Raw genomic sequence first — 26,559 nt, forward strand, 5'->3', positions numbered from 1 at the left:
TTTAACAATTTGTTTAGAATCCTTATATTTGTTGGCTAATCAACTACACACACAACCAATTACGCTATGAAAACTATTTCGTCTGTAGTAGAGCACTACATAAAAACCAAGCCATTTTTGCTCAGCGCGCTCTCGCAGGGCATTATTAATTTAACATCGCTGGCGCGGAATATGATGCCCGAACTTGAGCAGGAACTGGGCAAGGATGTAAAACAGGGCGCTGTTGTTATGTCGCTTAAACGCCTGTCTGAAGATTTGGACTTTAGGGTAAACCACAAAATTGTAAAAGTACTTAAAGGCATAGGCGAAATTACCGTTAGATCATCGTTAACCGATTATACATTTGCCGTATCAGATACTATCTTAAATAAACAGGCCGAGCTTATTACAAGCATAAACGCTAACCCGGAGGTGTTTTATACATCATCTCGTGGTGTTAACGAAACCAACATTGTGGTAAGTTCTTCTATGAACCATGTGGTAGACCGCCTTTTTGCCGACGAAAAACAAATAGAACGTACAGACAGCCTTGCCTCTATTACCGTAAAGCTGCCTAAAGACAATATTTCTACCCCGGGAGTGTATTACTACATCTTTCAAAGGCTTGCCTGGGAGGGTATTATTATAAACGAAGTTATATCCACGTCTTATGAATTTACCATATTGGTAAGCGAGCAGGAGGTAGATTTGGCATTTAAAGTAATAAAAGACCTTAAAAATCTTTAATACCCGTAGTATATTTTTATTATAGTTTTGATATTTAAAAACGTTGTAACATTATCAATATCGCTTTTTTGTAGTGTTTAATGCCTTTAAAATTGCAGTTACCACTAAAAACTTAAAGCTGGCATTATAAAACTACCAAAAAAATCACAAAGTATTAGGAAAGCTGCAATATTATTGCAGCTTTTTTAGTTAACTTTGGCAACCATTTTTACTGTAACTTAATTTAGGCTACTACTTAAATAATTGGTTTACAATAAATCTGGTATTAATCACACAACGTATATTATATTTAAAATTACCTAATGAAAAAATTTACTCTTCTTATGGCATTGCTAAGTGCTATAAGTTTTTACGGCCAACAAAAGGTGGCCTCTAAAGTAGAAGAGCTTGTTAAAGCTAAAACTACTTTCAAGAAAATCAGTCCGTTTACACTATCTACCAACCCGGACGCACAAAACATAGAAAAAGTAGTAAACAATGCTACTTATGCCAAGCTTAACAGTGCTGTAGCACTGGATGTAACTACTAACAAGTACAACGCCATAGAGCTTAGCCTGCCTTACAACGGCACCCAGGTTACTGTACTATTGTACCGTGCAGAAGTTGCAGCAAAAGGTTTCCATGTAGATACAGATAAGAAACAGGATGTAGCTTACGAGGCCGGCGCCCACTACCGTGGTATTATTAAAGGAGACAGCAAATCTGTTGCATCATTCAACTTTTTTAATAACGAGGTAAACGGTATTATATCAAGCCAGGCCTTAAACAACCTTGTTGTTGGTAAAGCGGTTAAAGACAGCAATACTTCAGACTATATTATTTACTCTGATGTGCAGCTAAACATTCTTAACGAAAGTACCTGCGGTGTTACAGATACCCAAAAATTACCCGAAGTACATACAGAAAAAGGCGGCATGGACACTCAGTCTGCCCGTTGTGTAACTTTATACTTCGAAATTGATTATAATTTGTATGTGCTAAATGGCTCTAACACCACTACCACTACGAACTGGATGACATCTATTTTTAATAACGTTCAGACGCTTTATGATAACGACGGTATTACAACAGCACTTAAATCTATCTACATCTGGACAGAAAATGACCCTTATGAAGGCGACAGCTCTGGCGATTATTTATCGCAATTTGCCCAGTTAAGGCCATTTTTTGATGGAGATTTAGGTCAGCTTGTTAGTGTAGACCCGGGAGGACTTGGCGGTGTAGCTATATCTATAGGCGGTATATGCTCTACAAACAAAGTAAGTTATTCTGATGTTGATTTTAACTACCAAAACGTACCTTTATTTTCATGGACGGTTCAGGTTATAACACACGAATTGGGCCACCTTATGGGCTCGCCTCACACGCATGGCTGTTACTGGAATGGCGATAATACTGCTATAGATGGTTGCGGTACACAAGCCGGCTTTATAGAAGGCAACTGCGAACAGGGCCCAATACCTACACCAACTATAAAAGGTACTATAATGAGTTATTGCCACCTTATAAATGGCGTAGGCATTAACTTTGCCAATGGTTTTGGCACACAGCCTGCAGCAAGAATATTAGACCACGTAGAGTCTTCTTTATGCCTTAGTACAGATTGTATTAACACTTGTATAAACAACGTAGGAAACTTTGTGGTTGCAAGCACACTTACATCGGCCACTATATCATGGACAGACGCAGATGGCGGCCCATGGGAAGTTGGGTATGCTGCATCAACAAGTGCAGTATCTAACTGGCAGGAAACTACTGTAGCCAGTTTTACATTTAACGATCTTCAGCCAAACACGTACTACAGGTTTGCTATCAGGCCTTTATGCAGCGAAGATATAGAAGTGCAATCGCAACTATTAATATTTGCAACTGCAGCAGACTGGTGCAGCGGCGTTACATTTACAGATTCAAGGGGCGATAACAACTACCCTAACAACCAACACATGATTCGTACAATTGCTCCTGAAAATCCTAACCAGGACATTATTGTAACGTTTAATAACTTTAATACCGAAGCAGATTACGATTTCCTATACGTGTATGACGGACCTTCAATAAACTCGCCTTTAATAGGTACTTACTCTGGCACAACAGTACCGGGTATGCTTACCTCTACCGCAGCAGACGGATCGTTAACTTTTGAGTTTATATCAGATAGCGGCCAGACAGCACCGGGCTGGAATGCAAACGTATATTGCTCTGTACTTGGAGTTAAAGAAAACACATTTGCTAACCTGGAGTACTACCCTAACCCGGCACACAACAGTGTAACAATTTCTTCTCCGGAAGGCATTACTAACGTTAGTGTATACAACGTAGCAGGCCAGTTATTGCTTAATAAAGCAGTAAACACTACTACGGTAGATGCAGACATTGCATCTTTTGCAAACGGAATTTACATCTTTAATGTTACCAACGGTACTAAAGAAGCACATTTCAGGATCGTTAAACAATAACATATCCTTCTAAAATATTATTACAAAGGCCCTTTGCAAAAAGGGCCTTTTTTTATTTACATAAATTTGTTAGGCGTATTATTTAAATATATACATTTGTAGAGTGAGCAGTCAATCTATATCAGATAAACAAAAAGACCTATTGGCAGCTGCCTTAAAACTGTTTGTACAGTATGGCTTTCATGGCACCCCTACAAGCCAGATAGCCAAACAGGCAGGCGTGGCCAACGGCACGCTGTTTCATTACTACAAAACCAAAGAAGACCTTATTGTTTCGCTCTATATAGACATTAAAACCCGTATGGGCCAGCATGTAGAAGAAAAAGCAGCTAAAGACAAAAACCCCAGGAAAGATTTCAGGAACCAGTTTATTGAGATCATATTATGGTCTTTAGAAAACAAAGACGACTACTATTTTATACAACAGTTTCATTCTTCGCCTTTTGCAGCACTTGTACCAACCGAAGTGATTAAAAAACAGCTGAGCAAAAGCTGTGCGCAGATTGAAGACGCGATTAAACAAAAGGCAATTAAAAACAGGGATACCGAATTTATACTCACCCTGATGTCCAGCCATATTTTTGGGCTTAGCCAATATCTTACCAAGGCTAAACTGGCCGATAAAGAACAAAAGAAAATAATTAAAGACAGCTTTGATATGCTTTGGAAAATGATCTCCTAATTTTTTTAAATTAAATAGAGTGATTAGTCAATCTATTAATTGAATGCTTCGAATGAAAAAAATCTTAAAGAAAATAATGATGATATTTTTAATACTAATTGCAGTGCTGGTTGTAGCTACATTACTTTTTATGCAGCATCCAAAATTTGGCAAACGCCCAACTAGCAAAAGGCTGGAGCTTATACAAAAATCGGCTAATTATAAAGATGGGGCTTTCCAGAACCAAAGCTTTACACCCGACCTGGCCGAAGGCGCTACGATGACCAAAGTAATGTACCAGTTCTTTTTCGGCAAAAGCAAACGCAGTAAGCCGGCAAAGGCATTGCCCTCTCAAAAAACAGATTTAAAGCAGCTTGGCGCCGATGAAAATGTGGTGATATGGTTTGGGCATTCGTCGTATTTTATAAAAGCCGACGGCAAAACAATATTAGTAGACCCGGTTTTTAGTGGTGCAGCATCGCCCATACCGGCAACTACAAGGGCATTTGCCGGTGCCGATGTGTATAGCGTAGACGACTTTCCGGAAATTGACTACCTGTTTATATCGCACGACCATTGGGACCACCTGGATTATGATACTGTACTTAAGCTAAAATCTAAAGTAAAGAAAGTAATAACCGGCCTTGGTACCGGCGAGCATTTTGAATATTGGGGTTACGATGCTGCTACTATTATAGAATTAGATTGGAACCAGTCCGCCAGCCTTGGCGATGGTTTTAGCACTACAGCAGTACCGGGCAGGCATTTTTCTGGCCGAAGCCTTAAAAGAAACAGCGCTATTTGGGTGGGGTTTGTACTGCAAACACCTTCGCTTAAACTGTTTTTAGGAGGAGATTCCGGCTACGACCATCACTTTAAAACTATTGGAGATACTTACGGCCCGTTTGACCTGGCGTTGTTAGAGTGTGGCCAATACAACGAATACTGGAAATACATACACATGATGCCCGAAGAGGTGGTAAAAGCCGCTAAGGAACTGCGCACCAAACGCCTTATGCCAGTGCATTGGGCTAAGTTCTCGTTAGCGCTACATGCCTGGGATGAACCCATCATCCGCGTTACTACCGAAGCCGAAAAACAAAACATGCCTATTGTAACACCAATGATAGGCCAAAAAGTAAACCTTAACGATACCACCCAAACCTTTACCAAATGGTGGGTGGGGCTTGAATAGTTACAGTTTGCAGTTTTATCATAAGCATAACTGATTAAAAGCAAGGCGGCTCACATCTTTGGCTTCTTTTTTCAAGACAAAAGAAGTATGTAAACTACCTTGTATCCTTAATAATAAGTACCGGTATTTTAACCTTATGCCTAACCGCATCTACGGTAGTGCCAAAAATAAGGTCCTTAAATAAATTATGACCGTGTGCGCCCAGTATCAGTATATCAAAGCTCTCATCGGCATTAATAATTTTAGGTATCGCTTTTTTAGGGCTGCCAAAACTAAGGCGGGTATCTATGGTGTACCCCTGCTCTTCCAGGCTGTGTTTGTATTGGTCTAAATAGTCTTTATCGCTGTTGGTTTCGTAATCCGATGCCTGGTCGCCGTGTAGCATGGCGCCAACAGTTTCTACAATATGTATCAGGGTATATTTAGCCTCAATGCCCCCCAACTGCAAGGCGCTGGATATGGTTTTGCCATCGGTTTTGCTAAAATCTAACGCAACAACAATGTTGCTGTACACCTGTTTGCCCGGCAGGTTTTTAATGGCCGCAGGGCTAAGGTGAGGCACAAGGTTTTTAACCGCGCGGCTTTTCATAACAAACGGCTCAATAGTAATATAAAGCAACACCCCAACCGCCAGCGCGGTAAAAGGCACTACAAACGCCCAGATGTACACAGGATTTTCTGACCCCTTTACCCAACCGGTAATTTCATCGTACACCAAATTAGCATTTAGCGCAACAATAGTAAGGGCAATGGCCCATGCACCAATTTTAGTATAAGTGCCAATGGCAAATTCATTCATCTTGGTTTTATCGCTCACAAAATGAATTAGCGGTATAATAGCAAACCCAAGCTGAAGGCTTAGTATTACCTGGCTTAATACTAAGAGCTCTCCGGTAGAGTCTTCACCAAAATAAAGGATCACTAAAAAGGCAGGTACAATAGCAATAAGGCGTGTTACAATTCGGCGAACCCACGGCTGTATGCGCAGGTTTAGGTAACCCTCCATAACAATTTGACCGGCCAGGGTACCCGTAATGGTACTACTCTGCCCCGCAGCAATTAGTGCCAGTGCAAACAGTATGGCAGCCCAGTTGCCCAGCATAGGCTCCAGCAATTTATGAGCATCCTGAATGTCGGCCACCTCGTGCAGGCCGTTAGTAAAAAAGGTGGCAGCTGCCAGTATAAGTATGGCGGCATTTACAAAAAAGGCAAGGTTTAAGGCTATAACAGAATCTATTAAATTATATCGTATGGCCTGTTTAATACCGCTAAATGTACGGTCGAACTTACGGGTTTGCACTAACGATGAGTGCAGGTACAGGTTGTGCGGCATAACCGTGGCACCAATAATACCAATGGCAATATATAGCGCAGCACTGTTAGGTATAGTAGGTATAAGCCCCTTAACAATTTCTCCTGCATCGGGTTGGGCAAAAAACATTTCGGCTAAGAAAGACAAGCCTATTATGGCTATCAATCCTATAATAAACGCCTCCATTTTTTTAATACCCTTGTTCATAAGAAATAACAGTAAAAAGGTATCAAACATGGTAATACTTACACCCCAAAGCATGGGCAGGTCGAACAACAGTTTTAAACCAATGGCCATACCCAGCACCTCGGCAAGGTCGCAGGCAGCAATGGCAACTTCGGCCAGGGCATATAAAAATATGTTGATGTATTTAGGATACGTTTCGCGCGATGCCTGTGCCAGGTCGCGGCGGGTAACAATACCAAGGCGCGCACTAAGGCTTTGCAGCAAGAGCGCCATAAGGTTGCTCATAAGCAGTACCCAAAGCAGACTGTAGCCAAACTGGCTGCCACCGGCAAGATCTGTAGCCCAGTTACCGGGGTCCATATAGCCAACACTAATCATGTAGGCAGGGCCAAAAAAGGCCAGTATTTTTTTCCAGCCTGTACTGTTTCCGCCAGCGGCTACCGACTCGTGTACGTCTTCCAGCGAATGGTTGTTATGATTGGCCATGTATTATAGTGTTTTTACAAACAGGTTAGAGGCAATTTTGTTAGATACGGTAACATCTTTATCGTCTACACGAAGGGTAAGCGAAAGGTCGAAATCTTCTTTAGAAACCACTTCTATAGTAGAGCCAAGGGCAATTTGCTGTTTATCGAGATATTGCAAAAAAGGTGGCGAACTGTCTTTTACTCCCACACAAATTACCTTTTTGCCGGCATTAATTTCCGACAGGAGTTTTTTATCTATTTTGGCAATTTTACCATTACGGTCGGGTATCGGGTCGCCGTGCGGGTCTTCTGTAGGGAAACCCAGAAATTCCTCCAGCTTATTAATCAGTTTTTCAGATTTTATGTGCTCCAGCTGCTCGGCAACATCGTGTACCTCATCCCACGAAAAATCAAGCGTTTCTACCAAAAAAACTTCCCACATGCGGTGCTTGCGCACTATCATCAGGGCCGTAAATTTACCTTTTTCGGTAAGCGATACGCCCTGGTATTTTTTATAAATAACCAGTTCTTTTTCGGCAAGCTTCTGCACCATATCAGTAACCGATGATGGCTTGCTTTCCATTACATTAGCAATAGAGTTGGTGTTTACGCCCTTGCTGTGGTTAAGAGAAAGGTGGTAGATAACTTTAAGGTAATTTTCTTCGGAGTAGGTCATGTAAATTAGGACATTATGCACAAATATAGTGATAATTTGGATTAATGAAAGATATTTTTAGGCAAGGCTAAAAAAATAACATTTTCTTGACAGTTTTTGGTTTTCGATTTTAATTACCTTTGTTATAAATGAGTAAAAATTTATATATAATTTCGGGTTGTAACGGAGCTGGAAAAACCACTGCCTCTTTTACAATCTTACCCGAAATATTAGATTGTAAAGAGTTTGTAAATGCCGATGAAATAGCAAAAGGCCTGTCGCCTTTTCAGCCGGAGAAAGTTTCTTTTGAAGCCGGGCGTATAATGTTACACCGTATAAACGAACTGTTAGAAGCGGGCGAAACATTTTCTTTTGAAACCACGTTGGCAACAAAAAGTTATAAGTCTAAAGTTATTGCTGCCCAACAACTGGGTTATAAAGTAATACTTTTGTTCTTTTGGCTTGAAGATGTAAGCCTTGCCATAGAACGCGTTAAGACAAGGGTGTCTGAAGGCGGGCACAATATTGCAATCGACGTTATTAAACGAAGGTATGCAAACGGAATAAAAAATTTATTTGATATTTACCTGCCTGTTGTTAACGAAGCTATTATATTTGATAATTCTTTCGGGATGCCCGAAATAATAGCAGAAAAAAATTTAGGAACAGATATTGGCATCATAAATAAAACTAAGTTTGAAAAGCTAAAAGCTATAATATTATGAGTGAGCATAAAAGAACCCCAACCCAAGCCAAGATCATAGAAAGTATGGGTAAAGTGTACGAAAATCTTATTGCCTTTAAAAAGAAAATGAACAGCGAGCTTGTTATTCTTGATAAGGACGGAAAAATAATACGTGTAAAGCCATAAGGCATTATAAAAATCCTATACAGGCCTGTCAATTTATTTTGACAGGCTTTTTTATTATAATTCGCTACTTTTGAAGTAATGAAGCATTACCACTACATTTTTGCAGGCGCAGGGCTATCGGGCCTGATGACGGTGTACCGCATGGCTATTTCGGGCAGGTTTAATGATGCATCGATACTGTTACTGGATACCGATACCAAAAAAGAAAACGACCGCACCTGGTGCTTCTGGCAGCGCGGTATAACCATTTGGGATGATATTATCTTGAGGCATTGGAACACCGCCCTGTTCGCGAGCCAAAACTTTAGAACCGACCTCGATTTTGATGGCTACGAATACAACATGATTCGCGGTATCGACTTTTATAATTTTGTGCTGGCCGAGCTTAAAAAGCACAGCAATATAGCATTCGCACACCAAAAAGTGACTGATTTTGCCGATTTGGGCATGCACGTGCTTGTAAAAACCGACGTGGAGAGCTACACCTGCAATAAGTTATTCAACAGTATTTACAATCCGGCGTTACCGGCATCGCAAAAAAAATACCCGCTACTGCAACAACACTTTATTGGCTGGCACGTAAAAACCGACACACCTGCTTTTAATGCCCATAAGCCCACCTTTATGGATTTTAGCATTGTACAAAAAGGCAATACGCGCTTTATGTATGTGCTGCCCTTTTCGGGCACAGAGGCTATTGTAGAATACACCCTTTTCTCGAAAGACCTTTTGGCTATAGCCGAATATGAAGAGGCTATTAAGCAGTACCTAACAGATAAAGGCATTACAGAATATGAAATTGTAGATAAAGAGCGCGGCAGCATACCTATGACGAGCTATAAGTTTTGGGAGCACAACACCAAGAACATATTAAATATAGGGTCGGCCGGCGGATGGACCAAGGCCAGCACAGGCTACACCTTTAAAAATGCCGATAAAAAATCGCGCGAGGTGGTGCACTTTATTCAATCTCAAAACGATTTCACCAAATTCTATAAAAAGAATAAATTCTGGGGTTACGATTTGCTACTGCTGGATATACTGGCGCGCAAAAACCACAAAGGGTCGGCTATTTTTGCAGCAATGTTTAAAAACGGCAAGGCAGCACCCATCTTTAAATTTTTAGATGAAGAGACCACTTTATCCGAAGATTTAGCGGTAATATCTAAATGCCCTAAGGGTTTGTTTATTAATGCGCTGCTGCGCAGAATGCTAAATCTGTAACAAAATAATTTACGGTTATACAATTGGATAAAAATTATTTATCTTTGCAGTATAATTTTAAATATTATAATTATGTATCCTGAAGAACTGGTAAAACCCATGCGTGCCGAACTATCGGAAGCAGGTTTTCAAGATTTATATACGGCCGATGCGGTTAAAAACGCAATAAGTAAAGAAGGTACTACACTTGTAGTAGTAAATTCTGTTTGTGGCTGTGCAGCACGTAATGCAAGGCCGGGCGCTAAAATGAGCCTTGCCAATGCTAAAACGCCTACCAACCTTATTACGGTATTTGCCGGTGTAGACAAAGAAGCGGTAGATGAGGCAAGAAGCCTTATGTTCCCTTTTCCTCCATCATCGCCAAGTATGGCTTTATTTAAAGATGGCGAACTGGTACACATGTTAGAGCGCCACCACATTGAAGGCCGCCCTGCAGAGATGATTGCCGATAACCTTAAAGATGCTTACGACGAGTACTGCTAATCTATAAGATTTACAACTTTTAAAACCACGCAATTGCGTGGTTTTTTTGTTATGCAGGTGTGCTTTTTTCTCCGACGCGTTATAAAAATGCCGTACTTTAACATGATTCTTAAAAGGAAGACCGATGAAATACCTTCGTATATATATTTTGATCTTAATGTCCGTTTTTCTGATTTCGTGTAAACAAAACCGCGCAGAAGGAAGAAAAATTATTGTTAGCCCTGAAATGCAGGGTGTAACTACCCCTTACGGACCTAAAGGGATTACCCGAAATATAATACAAGATAAAAAGGGCAACATTTGGATTGCTGCGTTTACCGGTATTTTTAGGTACGATGGAAAGTCTTTTACCAATATTATAAGCAATGTGAGTTCGGCACGTTTCTTTTCAGTTTTAGAAGATAGAAAAGGCAACTTGTGGTTTGGGTCCATCGGCTCCGGGGTTTATTGTTATGATGGCAAATCCTTTCAAAATTTTACAACCGGCGACGGCCTTCTTAATAATGAAGTTACCGCTATTTATGAAGATAATAAAGGCAACATTTGGTTTGGTGTTTCCGGAGGGGCAAGCTGTTACAATGGGGAGTCCTTTCAAAATTATGTTATAGATGGGAATACGATGAATGAGGATGGTACAGGAAAAACTTTTGCTAAGAGGCGTTCTTACGCTGTTAATTGTATTGTTGAAGACAAAACAGGCAAGTTTTGGTTTGCTACAGGCGGCAATACCTTTGTGTATGATGGTAAAACATTTACTACCGTTACCAACGCAGATGGCAAAGCTTTTAAAAATGTACGCTCTGTTATAGAAGATAAAAAGGGCGCTGTCTGGCTTGGCGGAGCTCATGGCCTTTGGCGTTACAACGGCAGTACATTTACCAATTTTACGCATGCGTTTGTGGGCTATATAATCGAAGATAAAAAAGGCAATATCTGGACCAGTTCAGAAAACGCTGACCGACAGGGTTGGGTACTTTTGCGCTATGATGCAAAAACACTAACCGATGGTAGGCCTGTTGCAACAGAAGTGAAGTCGGGAGAAAAGATGATCTTCGGCATTTTGGAAGCTAACGATGGACGCATCTGGTTTGGATCTTTAAATGGCGTGTATCGATATAACGGAAAGGACATAACCGACTTTAAAACCAATGATAGTTTACAATGATTTATAAAAAAATATTATTAGGAGTGTTTTAGCGGGCTAAATTTTTTGCTAAGCCATGCAATTGCATGGTTTTTTTGTTAGTAATTATGCCTGCATAGCAATTGTTTTTATTATTAACAAAAAAGGTACTACTTTTACGCGAATTTTTAAGTGCGTACATGGAAAAGATACTATCTTATCCCTTAACAATAATTTTTTACCTGGTGTTCCTGCTGCTGTTGGTTATTTTTCATCCAATACAGTGGTTATGCCTTAATGTGTTTGGTTACCAGGCGCATAAAAAAAGCGTAGATATATTAAATGCAGGGCTTACAAGGTGCCTGCATATTCTTGGCACCACTATTGCATTTAATGGTATGGAAAAGGTGCCTGTGGGTGTACCGCTTATTATAGTGGCTAACCACCAGAGCATGTATGATATTCCGCCAATCATCTGGTTTATGCGCAAAGTGCACCCCAAATTTATCAGTAAAAAAGAGCTGGGCAAGGGCATACCAAGCGTGTCGTACAATTTAAGGCACGGCGGCAGCGTTTTAATAGACAGAAAAGACTCCAGGCAGGCGTTACCGGCAATAAAAAGCCTGGCAGAATATATAGAAAAATACAACCGATCTGCTGTAATCTTCCCCGAAGGCACCCGAAGCAGGGATGGTATACCCAAGAAATTTTCAGAAAACGGTCTTAAAATACTATGTAAAAACGCTCCTTCTGCGTATATTGTACCAATTAGTATAAGCAATTCCTGGAAAATAGTACGCTTTGGGCAGTACCCGCTGGGATTGGGCAGCAGGCTAACTTTTACAATACAGGAACCTTTTGCTATTAAGAATATTCCTTTTGAAGAAGTGATAACGAGAACTGAGAATGCAGTAATACAAGGAATAAAAAATTAAAATATCATGTCTATAAAAAACGTTCGACTGGAAGTAATGCAGTTTCTGGAAAAGAACATCGACACTTTTGTTGATAGTTATCTTATTCCGGTCGAAAAAATATGGCAGCCTACGGATTTGCTGCCAGACTCTCAAAACGAGATCTTTTTTGAGGAAGTTAAAGAGCTTAGAGAACTTGCCAAAGACCTGCCTTATGATTTTTGGGTAGTACTTGTGGGCGATACCATTACAGAAGAAGCCCTGCCTACCTACGAGTCTTGGCTTATGGATGTGGAAGGTGTTAACCAAACCGAAGATAAAGGCAATGGCTGGAGTAAATGGATACGCAACTGGACGGGCGAAGAAAACCGCCACGGCGACTTGCTAAACAAGTACCTGTACCTGTCTGGCCGTGTAGATATGCGCGAGATTGAAATGACCACGCAGCACCTTATTAACGATGGTTTTGATATTGGTACCGGCCGCGACCCGTATAAAAACTTTGTGTACACCAGTTTTCAGGAATTGGCTACATACATATCGCACAACCGTGTATCGCAGCTGGCTAAAAAATACGGCGATAACAAGCTGTCTAAAATGTGCCGCCTTATTGCGGGAGATGAGATGCGCCACCACATGGCGTACAGCGAGTTTGTAGACCAGATTTTTAAGGTAGACCCCAGCGAAATGATGCTTGCTTTCCAGTACATGATGAAACAAAAAATTGTTATGCCGGCCCACTTTTTAAGAGAATCAGGCCAAAAGATAAGCTCTGCTTTTGAGCAGTTCTCTGATTCGGCACAACGCATTGGCGTTTACACCGCTTCCGATTATGTTGATATTTTGCGCAAGCTGGTAGAAAAATGGCAAATTGACAAAATAGAAGGGCTTACCGCCGAAGCAGAAAAAGCAAGGGATTACCTTATGCGACTGCCGGACAGAATGCAAAAAATATCTGAACGATTAGTTATACCGCAGGAGCCCCACATTTTTAAATGGGTTAAACCGGCACTGATTAAATAATATAAAGGTTGGCTTATGCCAACCTTTACTGTTTTATACTAACCGCCAATTTCGCGGTCAAACTCTTCCTGAGATTGGATTTTTTGTGTAGCAAGAAATTTTGTGTCAAAATCTTTGGCACTTGCCTCGTCTATAGTGGTAAGGGTGTAGGTAACATTTCGCACCGTTAATTCTGTAATTAGTCCCGGTAAATTGCCATAGCCTATGGGGCCAAAGCTGTAGTTAAGTTCCGGGCAGTACCACGCCGTTACAGGGTGGTTATATACACCCAGCTTGTTTTTAACCACAAAAAAGGTAGTGGCCTTTTGGCACAGCCTGCCGTTTATTACTTTGGTTTCTTTACTAATTGTCCAGTTGTTTACCCCACCCGACTTGGTATAGGTGCTAACACCGGAGTTTACATGCTGATTGTAAACCATATTATCAAGCGTATAGTTAACGCCTCCGTATTCTGCGAAAAGCAAAAGGCTTAAATCTATCATTTCTCTATCGCCATTAAGGGTAGGGCTGTTGTAAGTTTCATTGTAAAATTTGGCATCCTTATTTTTAATAACCAGCCCAAAACTCATTGTGCTGGCAAGGGCATCCTCCAGTGTTCGCCTCAAAAAATCATTCTGCCCGTATAAACCTGTTTCATCGTGTATCAGGGCGGTGTATTGTACATATACGTTTTTTTGCTGGCTGTAAACGCTTACACCCATTAGCAAGAGCAGGGCAAGTAGTATCTTTTTCATATATAAGGTTTTAGTACTGCAATAGTAAATTATATTCGGCAGCAGTCTGTACGAATAATCCGCACTTAACATTATTTTAACAAAGGTCAAAGTCAAAAACCGCTCTTCGTCTATTTAAACCGTTGTTGGTATATTTTGTGTTTTTAACTATAGGTAAGCACGTTAGCTTTGGTGCTGTGTTTAAATGTTTCACAACCAAAAGTTTAGTAATTCTTACAATTTTAAATCTACCAATCCAATGAAAAAAGTTACATTCTTAGTACTACTGTGCTTACTATCCTTTTCAGGATTTAGCCAAACCCCGCAAACCCTGCGGGTAATAAACAAACAACTTACGCTAACCAATGGCGACACCGTTACCCTGCGTGGTATTAACTACCCTCTTATAGACGATGGCGGCATATCTTTAAGCAATGCTGCCCAGTACCAGCACAAAATAGATCAGGCTGCGCTTACCGGCGCCAACTGCATTCGGCTACCCTGGTATACTAATGGCAAGCACTGGCGCGATGTGCAAACGCCCGGCACCATTAATGGCTATGTAAACAATGGCCACCTTAGCAACATTATTGGCTACTGCATTCAGAAAGGTATGATTCCGATTTTAGAGCTTCACGACCCCGGGTTTATTACCTGCTCTAACGACTGGACCTACTTTAACAGCACCGTTAAAAACTGGTGGAAAAGCCCCGAAGTTTTAGAGCTTATAGAAGAGCACGAGGAGCACCTCATTATTAACCTTGCCAACGAGTTTGGCTATGTTATGTGGGGTAACGATGGCGCCTTAAACACCTTTAAAACCAACTACAACACGCTAATTAGCGAGCTTAGGGCCCTGAATGTAGATGTACCGATTATGATAGATGCGCCCGATTGCGGCCAGTCATCTACCCAACTGCTATCGATAGCCGAGAGCATGGTAACATCAGACCCGGATCATAACCTTATCTTTTCGGCGCATGCCTACTGGTACTCGTATGCCAACACCCAGGCAGCGGTACAAACCAAATTAAACCAGGCCAATAACACCAATGTATGCTTTGTGTTAGGCGAGGTAGCCAACACCCAGGACGATGCCACCTGCGGCCAGTACAGCCTTGCTAACCTGTACCCTATTATATTACAGGAAGCCTGCACCCGCAACATTGGCTGGCTGGCATGGACTTATGACCAGGATTGCAGCAGCCCGCGTGAGCTGACTTCTGACGGCGAATTTGCCAATCTTACCACCTACGGTAACGATATTGTATATAACACCACATACGGCCTTATAAGCGGCACCTGCAACGCGCAGCCCGTAATGGCAACCAATGCCCTTACAGCTACTAAAACACTAACGGCTTACCCTAACCCAATAACCGAGACGGTGAGCTTTACCCATGCCACTGAAATTAAACAGGTGCAGGTGTATAACCTTTTGGGCACATTGGTAAAAACCATTAGCTCCGGGTTTACCAATGTAGGCATGCACGACCTGTCGGCGGGGGTATACCTTTTTAAGGCTACTACTTTAGACGGCCGCACCTATCAACAAAAAATTATTAAAAATTAGATAGTATGAAAAAGATTGCTTTTTTACTGCTGCTTGTAATGGCAGCAGCCTGCAGCGGCGATGACGATAAGGGCAGTACCGGAGTTTCCGGCAACAACAAGTACAGTTACCTGGGCAAGGAGTATGCGCTTAGCGAAGCCGAATATTATATTGTGGGCGATGATGTATATTTTTTCTTTACCGACTTTGGTAACGGAAATTACGAATCTACCGTGCAGCTAATTTTTGCATGGACCATGCTGGCTGATATTGGCGGCAGCTATACCGCACACCCCGACCGCGATATACAAACCTACGATCCGCAAACTAATTTCTGGACCGGCGGTATTAACTACAAAGGCAGCGATGGTGCCGATAGCGTACAGGGCGGTAATATAAAAATTGAACTGAGCGATAATAACACCAAGGTAGACATAACTTTTACGGTTACTACCGATACCGGAGATAAAGCCACAGGCCACTACTCCGGGCCAATATCAGAACGCGAATAGGTAATTTTTAAGGGGCGGCAGCAGGGTTATAAGCATTAGGTAGCCCTGCTGCCAATAGTACGATTGAGTATTTATGTTAGTTGCAAAGGCTGTCTTGTAGTGGGGCAGCCTTTTGTTTTGTTGATAGTAGTATCTTTGTTATCATCAATACCTCAACTACTAATAACTTTCTTACATGCGCCTTAAAACATTTAGTACTACTTTTATTTTTCTACTGGCTGCAACGTCTTTTGCACAGGTTAGCCAGTTGCAAAAAGATATCGATAAGATTGTAAAAAATAAGAAAGCAACCGTTGGGGTTTCTATAATTGGCAATAATGTAAACGATACGGTAAACATTAACCCCAGCAAGCATTTTCCTTTACAGAGTGTCTTTAAATTTCACATTGCCATAGCAGTGCTTTCTGAAGTTGATAAGGGGAATTTACAACTGGACCAGAAGATAGTGGTTGACAAAAAAGATTTGCTTAAAGATACCTGGAGCCCAATGCGCGACCAATATCCTGATGGCGCAACATTATCGCTGGCACAGATTTTAGAGTACACCCTTATACAAAGCGATAACAATGGCTGCGATATTTTATTACGGCTTTTAAACGGGCCTAAGTTTGTAGAAGATTACTTTATAAAAAATAACTTTACAGACATTGCCATAAAAGCCACCGAAGAAGATATGCACAAAGACTGGGAAACCCAGTTTAGCAACTGGACAACACCCAAATCTGCCAGCGATGTACTGATTGCTTATTACAACAACCCAGAACTTTTATCTAAAGGCAGCTACGATTTTTTATGGACCACCATGAAAGCAACCCAGGTTGGGGCTAAAAGAATTAAAGGGCAACTGCCATCAACTACCATTGTTGCACACAGAACCGGAACATCAGGATCGTATAAAGGCATTACCGCTGCGGTAAACGATATTGGCGTTATATTGCTCCCAAACGGAAAGCATTTTTATATCAGCGTGTTTGTATCTAATTCTAAAGAAGACGAAAAAACCAACGAGAAAATAATCTCAGATATCGCCAAGGCAGCCTATAACTATTTTAATAAGCAGTAGTCGTTAGCCGTAACCTTCTTTAACACCGCCTTAACCATTTCCAAATGTTAACAAACGGAATGATTTTTGTACTTTTGAGAAACCCCTATACGTCTCCGGCTCCCCTCTCCTTTGGAGAGGGGCTGGGGGTGAGGCCAACACAAAGAAGAAAAGATATATGCAGGCAGAAATCAACAAAGTAGAACTCCGCAATTTACGAATAGAAGACTATAAAGAACTACGTTTAACCATGCAGCATGCCTATAAGGATGTTGATATGGATATGGACGAGCCTTACTGGGGCGAGAATGATATTAAGCGGCTGCTTAAAATTTTTCCCGAAGGGCAACTGGTGGTGCTGGTAGATGATAAGGTGGTAGGCTCTGCCCTCTCGCTTATTGTAGACCATAAAAAAGCTACTTCTAACCACACCTACGAAAAAATTACCGGCAACTATACCTTTAACACCCACGATTACGATGGCGAGGTGCTTTATGGTATAGACGTTTTTATAGATCCCGCCTACCGTGGGCTGCGCCTGGGCCGCCGTTTGTATGAGGCCCGTAAAGAATTGTGCGAGCAGCTAAACCTGCGCTCTATAATTTTTGCCGGCCGTATGCCCAACTTTAACGACCATGCCGATGAGCTTACACCAAAGGAATACATCGAAAAAGTACGGTTGAAAGAAATTCACGATCCTGTGCTGGCGTTTCAGTTAAGCAACGATTTTCACGTTATAAAAGTAATGCGCAACTACCTGGAGGGCGATAACGACTCTCAGGATTATGCCGTGCTTATGGAGTGGAACAACATTTACTACGATAAAAGCCCGGTGCTTATCAACACCCGTAAAAGCATCATCCGCCTTGGTTTGGTACAGTGGCAAATGCGCCCCCTTGCCAATGTAGAGGCGCTTTTTGAGCAGGCCGAATTTTTTATCGATGCCGTATCGGGCTACGGAAGCGATTTTGCGTTGTTCCCCGAGTTGTTCGTGGCGCCGCTTATGGCCGACTTTAACCACCTTAGCGAGGCCGATGCCATTAGGGAAATTGCCCGCTATAGCGAGCCTATCCGCAAGCGTTTCCAGGAAATGGCAATATCGTACAACATTAACATTATTACCGGTAGTATGCCTATGGTAGAAGACGGTAACCTGTATAACGTGGGCTTTTTATGCAAGCGCGATGGTACGTTCGAAACGTATACTAAAATTCACATTACCCCTAACGAGGTTAGCTACTGGGGTATGGTGGGCGGCAGCGAGATCAAGACTTTTGATACCGACTGCGGTAAAATTGGTATTATGATTTGCTACGATGTAGAGTTCCCGGAACTGGCACGCCTAATGGCCGATGAAGGTATGGATATATTGTTTGTGCCCTTTTTAACCGATACCCAGAACGGCTATACCCGCGTTAAGCACTGTGCCCAGGCACGCGCTATAGAGAATGAGTGCTACGTGGCCATTGCAGGATGTGTGGGCAACCTGCCGGGGGTTAATAATATGGATATCCAGTACGCGCAAACGGCTGTGTTTACGCCATCGGATTTCTCGTTCCCGTCTAACGGGATAAAAGCCGAAGCTACCCCAAACACCGAGATGACCATTATTGTGGACGTCGACCTGGATTTACTTAAAGAGCTGCACGAGTTTGGCAGTGTGCGTATTCTAAAAGACCGCCGCCAGGACCTGTACCGTATAAAAAAACAGCCCGTTAGCAAAAAAGCCGAATCTAAACTGGACGACGTGCCCGATTTGCCTATTGAAGATGCTACTGTTGAGCCAAAACCAACTCCCGTTAAAGCACCTGCAAGAACAGGCAGGACTGCAACGCCAAAAGCAACACCCCCAAGGGCAGCGGCGCCAAAAGCGAAACCCATTGTTGCCAAGGCTGTTAATGGCCCTGAGATTAAAACTATAAAAAGACAGGTTAAAGGCTAATAAAATTGCCGTATATTGGCGCAATAATTTCTTACAAATGACACAAATAAGCATACTGGGCTGCGGATGGCTGGGCCTGCCTTTAGCAAAAGCATTACTTAAAAAAGGCTTTGCCGTAAAGGGCTCTACCACTACGTTTGATAAACTGGAAACCCTTAAAAAAGAGGGTATCGACCCGCACCAGATAGCTTTAGGCGATAGCCTTTTAGCAGATGCCATGCAGCATTTTTTAGAGGGCAGCGAGGTGCTTATTATCAATATACCGCCCAGTATTATAACGGCAGGCAGCGATAATTATCCTGCCAAAATGCAGCAGCTTATTCCGCATATAGAAAAGGCGGGCATACAAAAGGTGCTGTTTGTAAGTGCAACATCGGTTTACGCCGATGAAGATAAAGAAGTGCCCGAAACCACACCCGCCAACCCCGATACCGAAAGCGGCAGGCAGATACTGGATGCCGAAAAGGTATTGCAGACCAACCCCAATTTTAAAACTACTGTTTTGCGCCTTGGCGGTTTGTTTGGCGAAGAGCGCCACCCTATTAAATACCTTGCCGGGCGCGAGAATATTGCCAACCCAAATGCACCCATTAACCTTATCCATTTAGATGATTGCATTGGCATTAGCCTTGCCATTATAGATAAAGAAGTTTGGGGAGAGGTTTTTAATGGCGTTATGCCCAACCACCCTACCCGCGAAGAATACTATTGCAGCCAGGCCAAAGCTATGGGTTTACCACTGCCTAAATTTAACCACAGCGTACCCTCTGTAGGTAAAACTATAGTAACCGATAAAGTAGTAAATGTATTGGGTTATACGTTTAGCAGAGTTTAAATATACCCTTTGGTACGGGCCTCGTTAATAAGGTCTTCGTCGCCGCCATCTACTTCTAAAAGCCTTTTAATACGGTACTTTCTTTTTTCTATAGAACTCTCAGAAAGCGGAATGTATTTGGTAAGGTTTTTATTTTTAACGCCTTTAGCAAGCAGCAGTATAATACGCACATCAATATCTTCCAGCACTATGCCGTTGTTTCTGCGTGCTATGTAGTTAGCTACGGTTTGCGAATAAAAGGTTTTGCCTTTTAGCACCAGCTGAAAACCATCTATAAGCTCATCTGTAGTGCAATCGCTTTTATTAATAAAACCTTCGGGGTTAACTTTTTGCAAAATGCTGTTCATAATGTCAACCTCTTTGTGCATGGTCATCATTATAATTTTGCATTTGGGCATGGTTTGCCTTACAAGTACGGCAAGGTCTTCGCCCGAGAACAATTTCTTTTCAGGAAACTGGGGTATACTGTAATCTATAAGTGCAATATCAAAGGGGTTATCTTCATGCTCTGTTATTGCATGGTAACCTGTTTTGCAATCGTGGGCTTTTACAAATTGTAGTTCTTTAAAATTTTGGTTAAGATTTTTAAACATAAAATGGTAACCCTCAAGTACTACAACATGGTCGTCTATGGCAAGTGCATGTAATCTTTTCTTCAAACCGTGGCATTTAGTATTCGCTAAACAAATTTAATTTTTAAATATTTATATAAATTACGGATTTCCCGCAATTAACACTTTACGGATTTCCACATTTTTAACCGGTAAAATAGAGGTTATTTTTTTGAATCCCAATGTTTTATGGGCTTTAGCAGTAATCGAAATTACAAGGGCGTAAATTTTACATTGTATTTTTTGACTTTTTTTTATTCTTACAAGGGCAATATTCTGCATTTTTATGTGTATCGCAACGCAATAAAATCTAAAATATAAATTTTGTAGGTATAATACTATTTATTATTTAAAACCTCTTAACTATTTTAACAAATCTTACAACCTAAAAGTACAAATTAATGATAGCATTAACATATATTTCCTAAAATATTAGTCATTCCGCTTTTTTCTCCGCCCAATGGTTAGAATAGATAAGATAAAAAAACAAAAGCCTGCCCGGATTAACGGACAGGCTTTTTTATAGTTCTTTTTGTAAGAAGGGCTTTAAGGCCGATTTTATCTTACCAGATCTTTACGCGGTCGTCTGGTTTAACGTACATGGTATCGCCCGGCTTAATGCCAAATGCCTGATAAAAAGCGTCAACATTTTGCAGCGGCACGTAAGCCCTGTAAATACCTGGCGAGTGCGGATCTGTCTTCACCTGGTTTTTAATAGCTTCGTCCCTCATTTTAGTACGCCATATTGTAGCCCACGAAATAAAGAAACGCTGCTCTGGCGTGTAGCCATCTATAAGTCCCGGGTTACCTTTTTCTTTAAGGTACAGTTGTAAACCATCGTAAGCAGCATTAACACCACCAAGGTCGCCAATGTTTTCGCCAAGGGTAAATTTACCATCAACATAAATGCCCGGTAAAGGCTGTAGCTGGCTGTATTGTGTAGCAAGGTTATCGGCAAGGCCGGTAAACTGCGTTAAATCGGCATCGCTCCACCAGTTAACAAGGTTACCATCGGCGTTATAGCGCGATCCGCTATCATCAAAACCATGCGAAATCTCGTGGCCAATAACAGCACCAATCCCACCGTAGTTAACAGCTTCATCGGCCCTGTAATCGTAAAAAGGCGGCTGTAAAATACCGGCCGGGAACACGATCTCGTTGTAAGACGGGTTAAAGTAAGCGTTTACAATTTGCGGCGCCATACCCCACTCTGTCTTATCAACAGGCTTATTAAGGTCGGCCATGTTTTCAGAATGCCTCCATCTCGATACATTTTTCATGTTGCTAAAAAACGTACCACCATCGGCAGGGTTAGCAATGGTAAGAGCCGAGTAGTCTTTCCATTTATCTGGATAGCCAATTTTTATAGACAGCCTGTGTAGTTTTTCTATAGCAGCCTCGCGGGTGCTTTTAGCCATCCACGGCAGGTTGTTAATACGGTTTTCGTAAGCCTTGATAACGTTAGCTATCATGCTTTCTGCTTTAGCTTTAGCCTCTGGCGGAAATTTCTTGGCAACATATAATTTACCAAGCGCTTCGCCTACAGTACCGTTAATAGTTTGTAGTGCATTTTTATCGCGTTGCTCCGGTTTAAGGGCACCCCTTAAGGTTTTGCTGTAAAATTCCCAGTTGGCCATCTCCACATCGGTAGACAGCATACCAGCCGATTTTCTTAACAATGTCCAACGCAAATAGGCTTTCCATTCTTCCACCTTGTTCTGGGCAAGAATAGTTTGCAAAGCTGCCATGTATTTAGGCTGGCTAACAATAACCGTTTTAAGATTGGCAATGCCAATACCTTTAAAGTAAGCATCCCAGTTAATGGCAGGCGTAATTTTTTGCAATTCGGCAACCGTCATTGGGTTGTAGCTCTTTCTGTCGTCGCGGCTTTCAACCCTGTCAAACATAGGCTGGGCAAATGCAATTTCAAGGTTTAGTATGTTTTTGGCTTGTGCAGCAGCATCTTTAACCCCTAAAAAGCCAAGCATTTTGGCAACGTGCGTTACATACTTTTCGCGTTTTTCTTTAGAGTCGGCATCTTCAGATACGTAATAATCCCTATCCGGCAGGCCAAGGCTGGCAACACCAAGATACGCTACATTTTTGTTACTGTCTTTAGCATCGGCACCTACGTAAACACCAAAAAAGCCAAGGCCACCTTCGGGTTCCATTTCGGTAAGCAATGCCTGTAAGTCTTTTACATTTTTAACCTTATCTATTTTAGCAAGGTAGGGTTTTAGCGGAGCAATCCCGGCCTTGTTACGGGCCACAGTATCCATAATAGACCTGTACAGGTTAGCGGCTTTGCCCTGATCGCTGGTTGCCGAAAGTTTTTTATCGGCGGCAGCCTCTTTTAAAATGGCAAGTGCATCGTTATTAGTGTTTTCGCGAAGTTCGTCAAAACTTCCCCAACGGGTTTTGTCGCCCGGTATTTGTGTATTGGCAACCCATGTGCCATTTACATATTTAAAAAAATCGTCGCCCGGCTTAACTGATTTATCCATGTACTCCAGTTTAATGCCCGGCTTGTCCTGCTGTTTGGCAGGCGCAGTTTGTGCTTTGCAAAAGGTACTGCCAAGTACTAATGCTGCGGCAGCAAATTTTGCATTGTTGTGTAATTTCATATTCTAATTTTAAAATCCCGGTTACAAATATAAATGCAAGTATTCAAAAACAGTTCCACTATTTGTTAAATATGGATGTAAATGCACTTTTATAAGATAAAACCCTAAAAAATAGACCCACTGATGGATGGTTGTTTTGTAATTTTGCAAAAATTTTTACCCATGATTGCCTTTTTAAAAAAATACCGACTGCTTATTATTGTGTTTGTAATACTATCTGTAGCCTTTTTAAGCCTGTCGTACAATTTACTTAAAACAGATCCTGCCCCTAAAATATACAGCCCTGCCGATGTTAGCCCGGAACTGGTAGACAGCACCATTCAGCGTGTGGGCCGCCACCATAAAATTGCCAACTTTGCCTTTACCAACCAAAACGGCAAAACCGTTACCCAGAACGATTACAAGGGCAAGATATATGTAGCCGATTTCTTTTTTACCACCTGCAAAAGCATTTGCCCTATTATGACAACCAATATGGTATGGCTACAGGACCAGGTTAAGGCCATGCCCGATGTTATGCTGCTGTCGCACAGTGTTACACCAGATATTGATACGGTGCCCGTTCTTAAGGCTTACGCCGAAGAAAAAGGCGCTATAGACGGCAAGTGGAATTTGGTTACCGGAGATAAAAAAGACATTTACTACATTGCCCGCAAGAGCTACCTGGCGGTTAAAACTTCCGACTCATCTGAACTGTACGACATGGTGCATACCGAAAATTTTATACTGGTAGACCAAAAGGGCAGGATTCGTGGGTTTTACAACGGCACCAACCTAAATAAGAAGGTGGAAGGCGAAAAAAACATGCAGGATTTGCTGCATGATATTAAATGGTTATCTGAGCACGAAAACTAAGGGGGTTTAGGTATTTATTATTACTTTTGTAATCTAAATTTATTCTAAATAACAATTGAAAACCACTCTCGACGCTCTTAAAAAAGGCCAGAAAGCCATTATAACCGATTTTAATGTAGATGCGATACCGCTGAAACTATTAGAAATGGGCTGCCTACCCGGCAACGAGGTGCAACTTTTACAAATTGCCCCCCTGGGCGACCCAATTTACATTAACGTTAACGACAGCCATGTGGCTATTCGCCTTGAAACCGCTGCCGAAATAGACGTTGTAATTATAACGGACTAAAATGGCTGGCACTACTTTAAAAATAGCCTTAATAGGCAACCCCAATACAGGTAAAACATCGGTTTTTAACCATCTTACCGGCCTTAACCAGCAGGTGGGCAACTACCCCGGCATTACCGTAGAACGTAAAACCGGTACCTGCCGCCTGCCCGGAGACACCAAGGGCCTTATTTTAGACCTGCCCGGTACCTACAGCCTTAATGCCAGCTCTATGGATGAGAATGTGGTTATTGAGCTGTTGCTGAATAAAACCGATAAAGATTACCCCGATGTGGCCGTTGTGGTTACCGACGTGGAGAACCTTAAGCGAAACCTGCTTTTATTTACCCAGATTAAAGATCTTGAAATTCCTACCGTGCTTGTTATAAACATGAGTGACCGTATGGAGCGCAAGGGCATTACGCTGGATATTCCGTACCTCGAAGAACACCTTAAAAGCCGCATTGCCCTGGTAAGCTCGCGCAAGGGCACGGGTATAGACCACCTTAAGCAGCTTATTGTAAATTATAAAGGACTAAGCCACGAGCCGTGCCTTAATGCATCGAGCATAGACCCTGATTATTTTAACCGCCTTAGGCTTGCCTTTCCTAACCAGTTGCTGTACAAGCTGTGGCTGGTAATAACGCAGGACGTTAACTTTGGGCTTATCGATATTAAAGAGCTTCAGGGTACATCGTTCACCAAAACAAAATCAGAGCTAAAAAGGCTTCAGCAAAAAGAAACCATTAAGCGCTACCAGTTTATTAACGATGTGCTTAAGGTAGGCCAAACGGTAGACCGCAGTAAGGCCAACGACCTTCGCGCCAGGCTGGATCGCGTGCTAACGCACCAGATTTTTGGCTACGCGATTTTCTTTGCCATACTAATGCTAATTTTCCAGTCGATATTTTCGTGGTCGAGCGTACCAATGGATCTGATAGACGAAAGTTTTGCATGGCTATCTGCCTTTACTGCAGAGAATATGCCGCCCGGCAAATTAACCAACCTTATTACCCAGGGTATTATTCCCGGCATAGGGGGTGTGGTTATTTTTATTCCGCAAATTGCGTTTTTGTTCCTCTTTATATCGGTACTGGAAGAAACCGGCTACATGAGCCGCGTGGTTTTTTTAATGGATAAGATAATGAAACGCTTTGGCCTTAGCGGCAAGAGCGTGGTGCCGTTAATATCGGGTACGGCTTGTGCCATACCGGCTATTATGGCTGCCCGTAATATAGAAAACTGGCGCGAAAGGCTTATTACCATACTGGTTACCCCGTTTACTACCTGCTCTGCAAGGCTGCCAGTGTATACTATATTAATATCGTTAGTAATACCCAACCGCTATGTGCTTGGCATTTTTAACCTGCAGGGCTTAACGCTTATGCTGCTGTACCTTTTAGGGTTTGGCGGGGCTATAATCTCGGCATGGATATTAAACAAGATTTTAGAAGTTAAGCACAAGAGCTTTTTTGTAGCCGAAATGCCCAATTACAAACTACCCCTGCTTAAAAACATAGCCCTTACCGTTTTAGAAAAAACCAAGGCGTTTGTGTATGGCGCTGGTAAGATAATTTTGGCGCTATCGGTTATTATATGGTTTTTAGGCTCGCACGGGCCGGGTACTGCCTTTAGCAATGCCGAAGCCATTGTTACCGCGCAACCCGAAAGCAAAACATTAGACGAAGGTGCCCTTAACGATAAAGTGGCGGCCTACCAGTTAGAGAACTCCTACATTGGTATTATGGGCAAGGGTATAGAGCCGATTATTCGCCCGTTGGGTTACGACTGGAAGATTGGTATTGCCATAGTATCGTCTTTCGCGGCACGAGAGGTTTTTGTGGGCACACTGGCTACCATTTACAACATTGGCAGCAGCGCCGAAGATGCCGATGGTGGCGAGGCTACCATTAAACAGCGCATGGAGGCCGAGGTTAACCCCGTTACCGGCGAAAAGATATTTAATTTTGCAACCGGGGCATCATTATTGCTGTTTTATGCTTTTGCAATGCAATGCATAAGCACACTGGCAATTACAAAAAAGGAGACCAACTCCTGGAAATGGCCTATAATACAATTGGTAGGCATGAGTGCCTTTGCTTATGTTGTGTCGTTAATAGCGTACCAGCTTTTAAAGTAAACTACAATGGATATACAAAGCATTATAACATACCTTATAGTTGCAGCAGCAGCAGCTTTTTTGATAAAGAAATTTTTCTTTAAAAAGAAAAAAGCAGGCGGTTGCGGCGGCGATGACTGCGGATGCCATTAGGCAGTGGGCAGTTTACAGTGTTCAGTTTGCAGTTTTA

The 26,559-nt window shown here is 42.0% G+C and carries 25 protein-coding genes; 20 read left to right on the forward strand and 5 right to left on the reverse strand.

Annotated elements, in window-relative coordinates; all coding sequences use genetic code 11:
* Nucleotides 1–66 precede the first annotated feature (66 nt).
* The 4 genes from G509_RS0117240 to G509_RS0117255 all read left to right on the forward strand — a co-directional run bounded on the left by G509_RS0117240 (nt 67) and on the right by G509_RS0117255 (nt 5,038).
* Nucleotides 67–726, forward strand: a complete 660-nt coding sequence (locus G509_RS0117240; RefSeq protein WP_026992681.1) for an aspartate kinase — start codon at nt 67–69, stop codon at nt 724–726.
* Nucleotides 727–1,028: 302 nt separating this feature from the next.
* Nucleotides 1,029–3,182: a M12 family metallo-peptidase gene (locus G509_RS22405; RefSeq protein ID WP_051200353.1), complete on the forward strand. Its 2,154-nt coding sequence runs from the start codon at nt 1,029–1,031 to the stop codon at nt 3,180–3,182.
* Between the two features lie 103 nt (nt 3,183–3,285).
* Entirely contained in the window at nt 3,286–3,864 is a 579-nt protein-coding gene (locus tag G509_RS0117250; RefSeq protein ID WP_035739293.1) for a TetR/AcrR family transcriptional regulator, read from the forward strand.
* A 52-nt stretch (nt 3,865–3,916) separates the two neighbouring features.
* Nucleotides 3,917–5,038 carry an MBL fold metallo-hydrolase gene (locus G509_RS0117255; RefSeq protein WP_242604892.1) on the forward strand — a complete coding sequence of 374 codons (1,122 nt, stop codon included), beginning with the start codon at nt 3,917–3,919 and terminating at the stop codon, nt 5,036–5,038.
* Between the two features lie 94 nt (nt 5,039–5,132).
* On the opposite strand, the gene G509_RS0117260 is transcribed toward G509_RS0117255, so the two are convergent.
* Both G509_RS0117260 and G509_RS0117265 read right to left on the reverse strand, forming a co-directional pair.
* Complete coding sequence (locus G509_RS0117260) at nt 5,133–7,022, reverse strand: Nramp family divalent metal transporter (RefSeq protein WP_026992684.1); 1,890 nt, start codon at nt 7,020–7,022, stop codon at nt 5,133–5,135.
* Between the two features lie 3 nt (nt 7,023–7,025).
* Nucleotides 7,026–7,679, reverse strand: coding sequence for a metal-dependent transcriptional regulator (locus tag G509_RS0117265; protein ID WP_026992685.1), 654 nt, complete (start codon nt 7,677–7,679; stop codon nt 7,026–7,028).
* Nucleotides 7,680–7,807: 128 nt separating this feature from the next.
* On the opposite strand from G509_RS0117265, the gene G509_RS0117270 reads away from it, so the two are divergent.
* From G509_RS0117270 to G509_RS0117305, 7 genes are all read left to right on the forward strand, one after another.
* On the forward strand, nt 7,808–8,383 hold the full coding sequence (locus G509_RS0117270; RefSeq protein ID WP_026992686.1) for an ATPase: 576 nt from the start codon (nt 7,808–7,810) through the stop codon (nt 8,381–8,383).
* On the forward strand, nt 8,380–8,529 hold the full coding sequence (locus tag G509_RS23585; RefSeq protein WP_165571300.1) for a hypothetical protein: 150 nt from the start codon (nt 8,380–8,382) through the stop codon (nt 8,527–8,529). The genes G509_RS0117270 and G509_RS23585 overlap by 4 nt, the downstream gene beginning before the upstream one ends.
* A 78-nt stretch (nt 8,530–8,607) precedes the next feature.
* Nucleotides 8,608–9,753, forward strand: a complete 1,146-nt coding sequence (locus G509_RS0117280) for a lycopene cyclase family protein (protein WP_026992687.1) — start codon at nt 8,608–8,610, stop codon at nt 9,751–9,753.
* 72 nt (nt 9,754–9,825) lie between these two features.
* Nucleotides 9,826–10,236: a BrxA/BrxB family bacilliredoxin gene (locus G509_RS0117285; protein ID WP_026992688.1), complete on the forward strand. Its 411-nt coding sequence runs from the start codon at nt 9,826–9,828 to the stop codon at nt 10,234–10,236.
* A 157-nt stretch (nt 10,237–10,393) separates the two neighbouring features.
* A complete protein-coding gene (locus tag G509_RS0117290; protein ID WP_207382719.1) occupies nt 10,394–11,401 on the forward strand; it encodes a ligand-binding sensor domain-containing protein in 1,008 nt (335 codons plus the stop codon).
* A 158-nt stretch (nt 11,402–11,559) separates the two neighbouring features.
* Complete coding sequence (locus G509_RS0117300) at nt 11,560–12,294, forward strand: lysophospholipid acyltransferase family protein (RefSeq protein WP_026992690.1); 735 nt, start codon at nt 11,560–11,562, stop codon at nt 12,292–12,294.
* 6 nt (nt 12,295–12,300) lie between these two features.
* Nucleotides 12,301–13,296 (forward strand): acyl-ACP desaturase, encoded by a 996-nt coding sequence (locus G509_RS0117305; RefSeq protein ID WP_026992691.1) that lies wholly within the window; start codon nt 12,301–12,303, stop codon nt 13,294–13,296.
* A gap of 38 nt (nt 13,297–13,334) precedes the next feature.
* Here G509_RS0117305 and G509_RS23000 read toward each other — a convergent pair whose 3' ends face one another.
* Complete coding sequence (locus G509_RS23000; protein WP_026992692.1) at nt 13,335–14,030, reverse strand: GLPGLI family protein; 696 nt, start codon at nt 14,028–14,030, stop codon at nt 13,335–13,337.
* 238 nt (nt 14,031–14,268) lie between these two features.
* On the opposite strand from G509_RS23000, the gene G509_RS0117315 reads away from it, so the two are divergent.
* From G509_RS0117315 to G509_RS0117335, 5 genes are all read left to right on the forward strand, one after another.
* Entirely contained in the window at nt 14,269–15,582 is a 1,314-nt protein-coding gene (locus G509_RS0117315) for a cellulase family glycosylhydrolase (RefSeq protein ID WP_161627183.1), read from the forward strand.
* A 5-nt stretch (nt 15,583–15,587) separates the two neighbouring features.
* Nucleotides 15,588–16,073 carry a hypothetical protein gene (locus G509_RS0117320; protein ID WP_026992694.1) on the forward strand — a complete coding sequence of 162 codons (486 nt, stop codon included), beginning with the start codon at nt 15,588–15,590 and terminating at the stop codon, nt 16,071–16,073.
* A 175-nt stretch (nt 16,074–16,248) separates the two neighbouring features.
* Nucleotides 16,249–17,136: a class A beta-lactamase, subclass A2 gene (gene bla, locus G509_RS0117325; protein ID WP_026992695.1), complete on the forward strand. Its 888-nt coding sequence runs from the start codon at nt 16,249–16,251 to the stop codon at nt 17,134–17,136.
* Nucleotides 17,137–17,293: 157 nt separating this feature from the next.
* A complete protein-coding gene (locus G509_RS22415) occupies nt 17,294–19,057 on the forward strand; it encodes a bifunctional GNAT family N-acetyltransferase/carbon-nitrogen hydrolase family protein (RefSeq protein WP_035739296.1) in 1,764 nt (587 codons plus the stop codon).
* 37 nt (nt 19,058–19,094) lie between these two features.
* The gene (locus G509_RS0117335) at nt 19,095–19,892 is read left to right on the forward strand and encodes an SDR family oxidoreductase (protein WP_026992696.1); all 798 of its coding nucleotides are present in this window, start codon (nt 19,095–19,097) and stop codon (nt 19,890–19,892) included.
* Here the strand turns inward: G509_RS0117335 and G509_RS0117340 are convergent.
* Nucleotides 19,889–20,551, reverse strand: a complete 663-nt coding sequence (locus G509_RS0117340; protein WP_026992697.1) for a response regulator — start codon at nt 20,549–20,551, stop codon at nt 19,889–19,891. The genes G509_RS0117335 and G509_RS0117340 overlap by 4 nt on opposite strands.
* A gap of 515 nt (nt 20,552–21,066) precedes the next feature.
* Nucleotides 21,067–23,127: a M13 family metallopeptidase gene (locus G509_RS0117350; protein WP_026992699.1), complete on the reverse strand. Its 2,061-nt coding sequence runs from the start codon at nt 23,125–23,127 to the stop codon at nt 21,067–21,069.
* A gap of 162 nt (nt 23,128–23,289) precedes the next feature.
* Here G509_RS0117350 and G509_RS0117355 point away from each other — a divergent pair, with 162 nt between their 5' ends.
* Genes G509_RS0117355 through G509_RS23175 form a run of 4 tightly spaced genes read left to right on the forward strand, consistent with a single transcriptional unit; the run spans nt 23,290 to nt 26,522 of the window.
* Nucleotides 23,290–23,982 (forward strand): SCO family protein, encoded by a 693-nt coding sequence (locus G509_RS0117355; protein ID WP_026992700.1) that lies wholly within the window; start codon nt 23,290–23,292, stop codon nt 23,980–23,982.
* 55 nt (nt 23,983–24,037) lie between these two features.
* On the forward strand, nt 24,038–24,271 hold the full coding sequence (locus G509_RS0117360; protein ID WP_026992701.1) for a FeoA family protein: 234 nt from the start codon (nt 24,038–24,040) through the stop codon (nt 24,269–24,271).
* Between the two features lies 1 nt (nt 24,272).
* Nucleotides 24,273–26,390 carry a ferrous iron transport protein B gene (gene feoB, locus G509_RS0117365; protein ID WP_026992702.1) on the forward strand — a complete coding sequence of 706 codons (2,118 nt, stop codon included), beginning with the start codon at nt 24,273–24,275 and terminating at the stop codon, nt 26,388–26,390.
* Nucleotides 26,391–26,396: 6 nt separating this feature from the next.
* Nucleotides 26,397–26,522: a FeoB-associated Cys-rich membrane protein gene (locus G509_RS23175; RefSeq protein WP_081663339.1), complete on the forward strand. Its 126-nt coding sequence runs from the start codon at nt 26,397–26,399 to the stop codon at nt 26,520–26,522.
* The last annotated feature ends 37 nt before the right edge of the window (nt 26,523–26,559 follow it).

This window comes from Flavobacterium subsaxonicum WB 4.1-42 = DSM 21790, from assembly GCF_000422725.1.
Taxonomy (GTDB): Bacteria; Bacteroidota; Bacteroidia; order Flavobacteriales; family Flavobacteriaceae; genus Flavobacterium; species Flavobacterium subsaxonicum.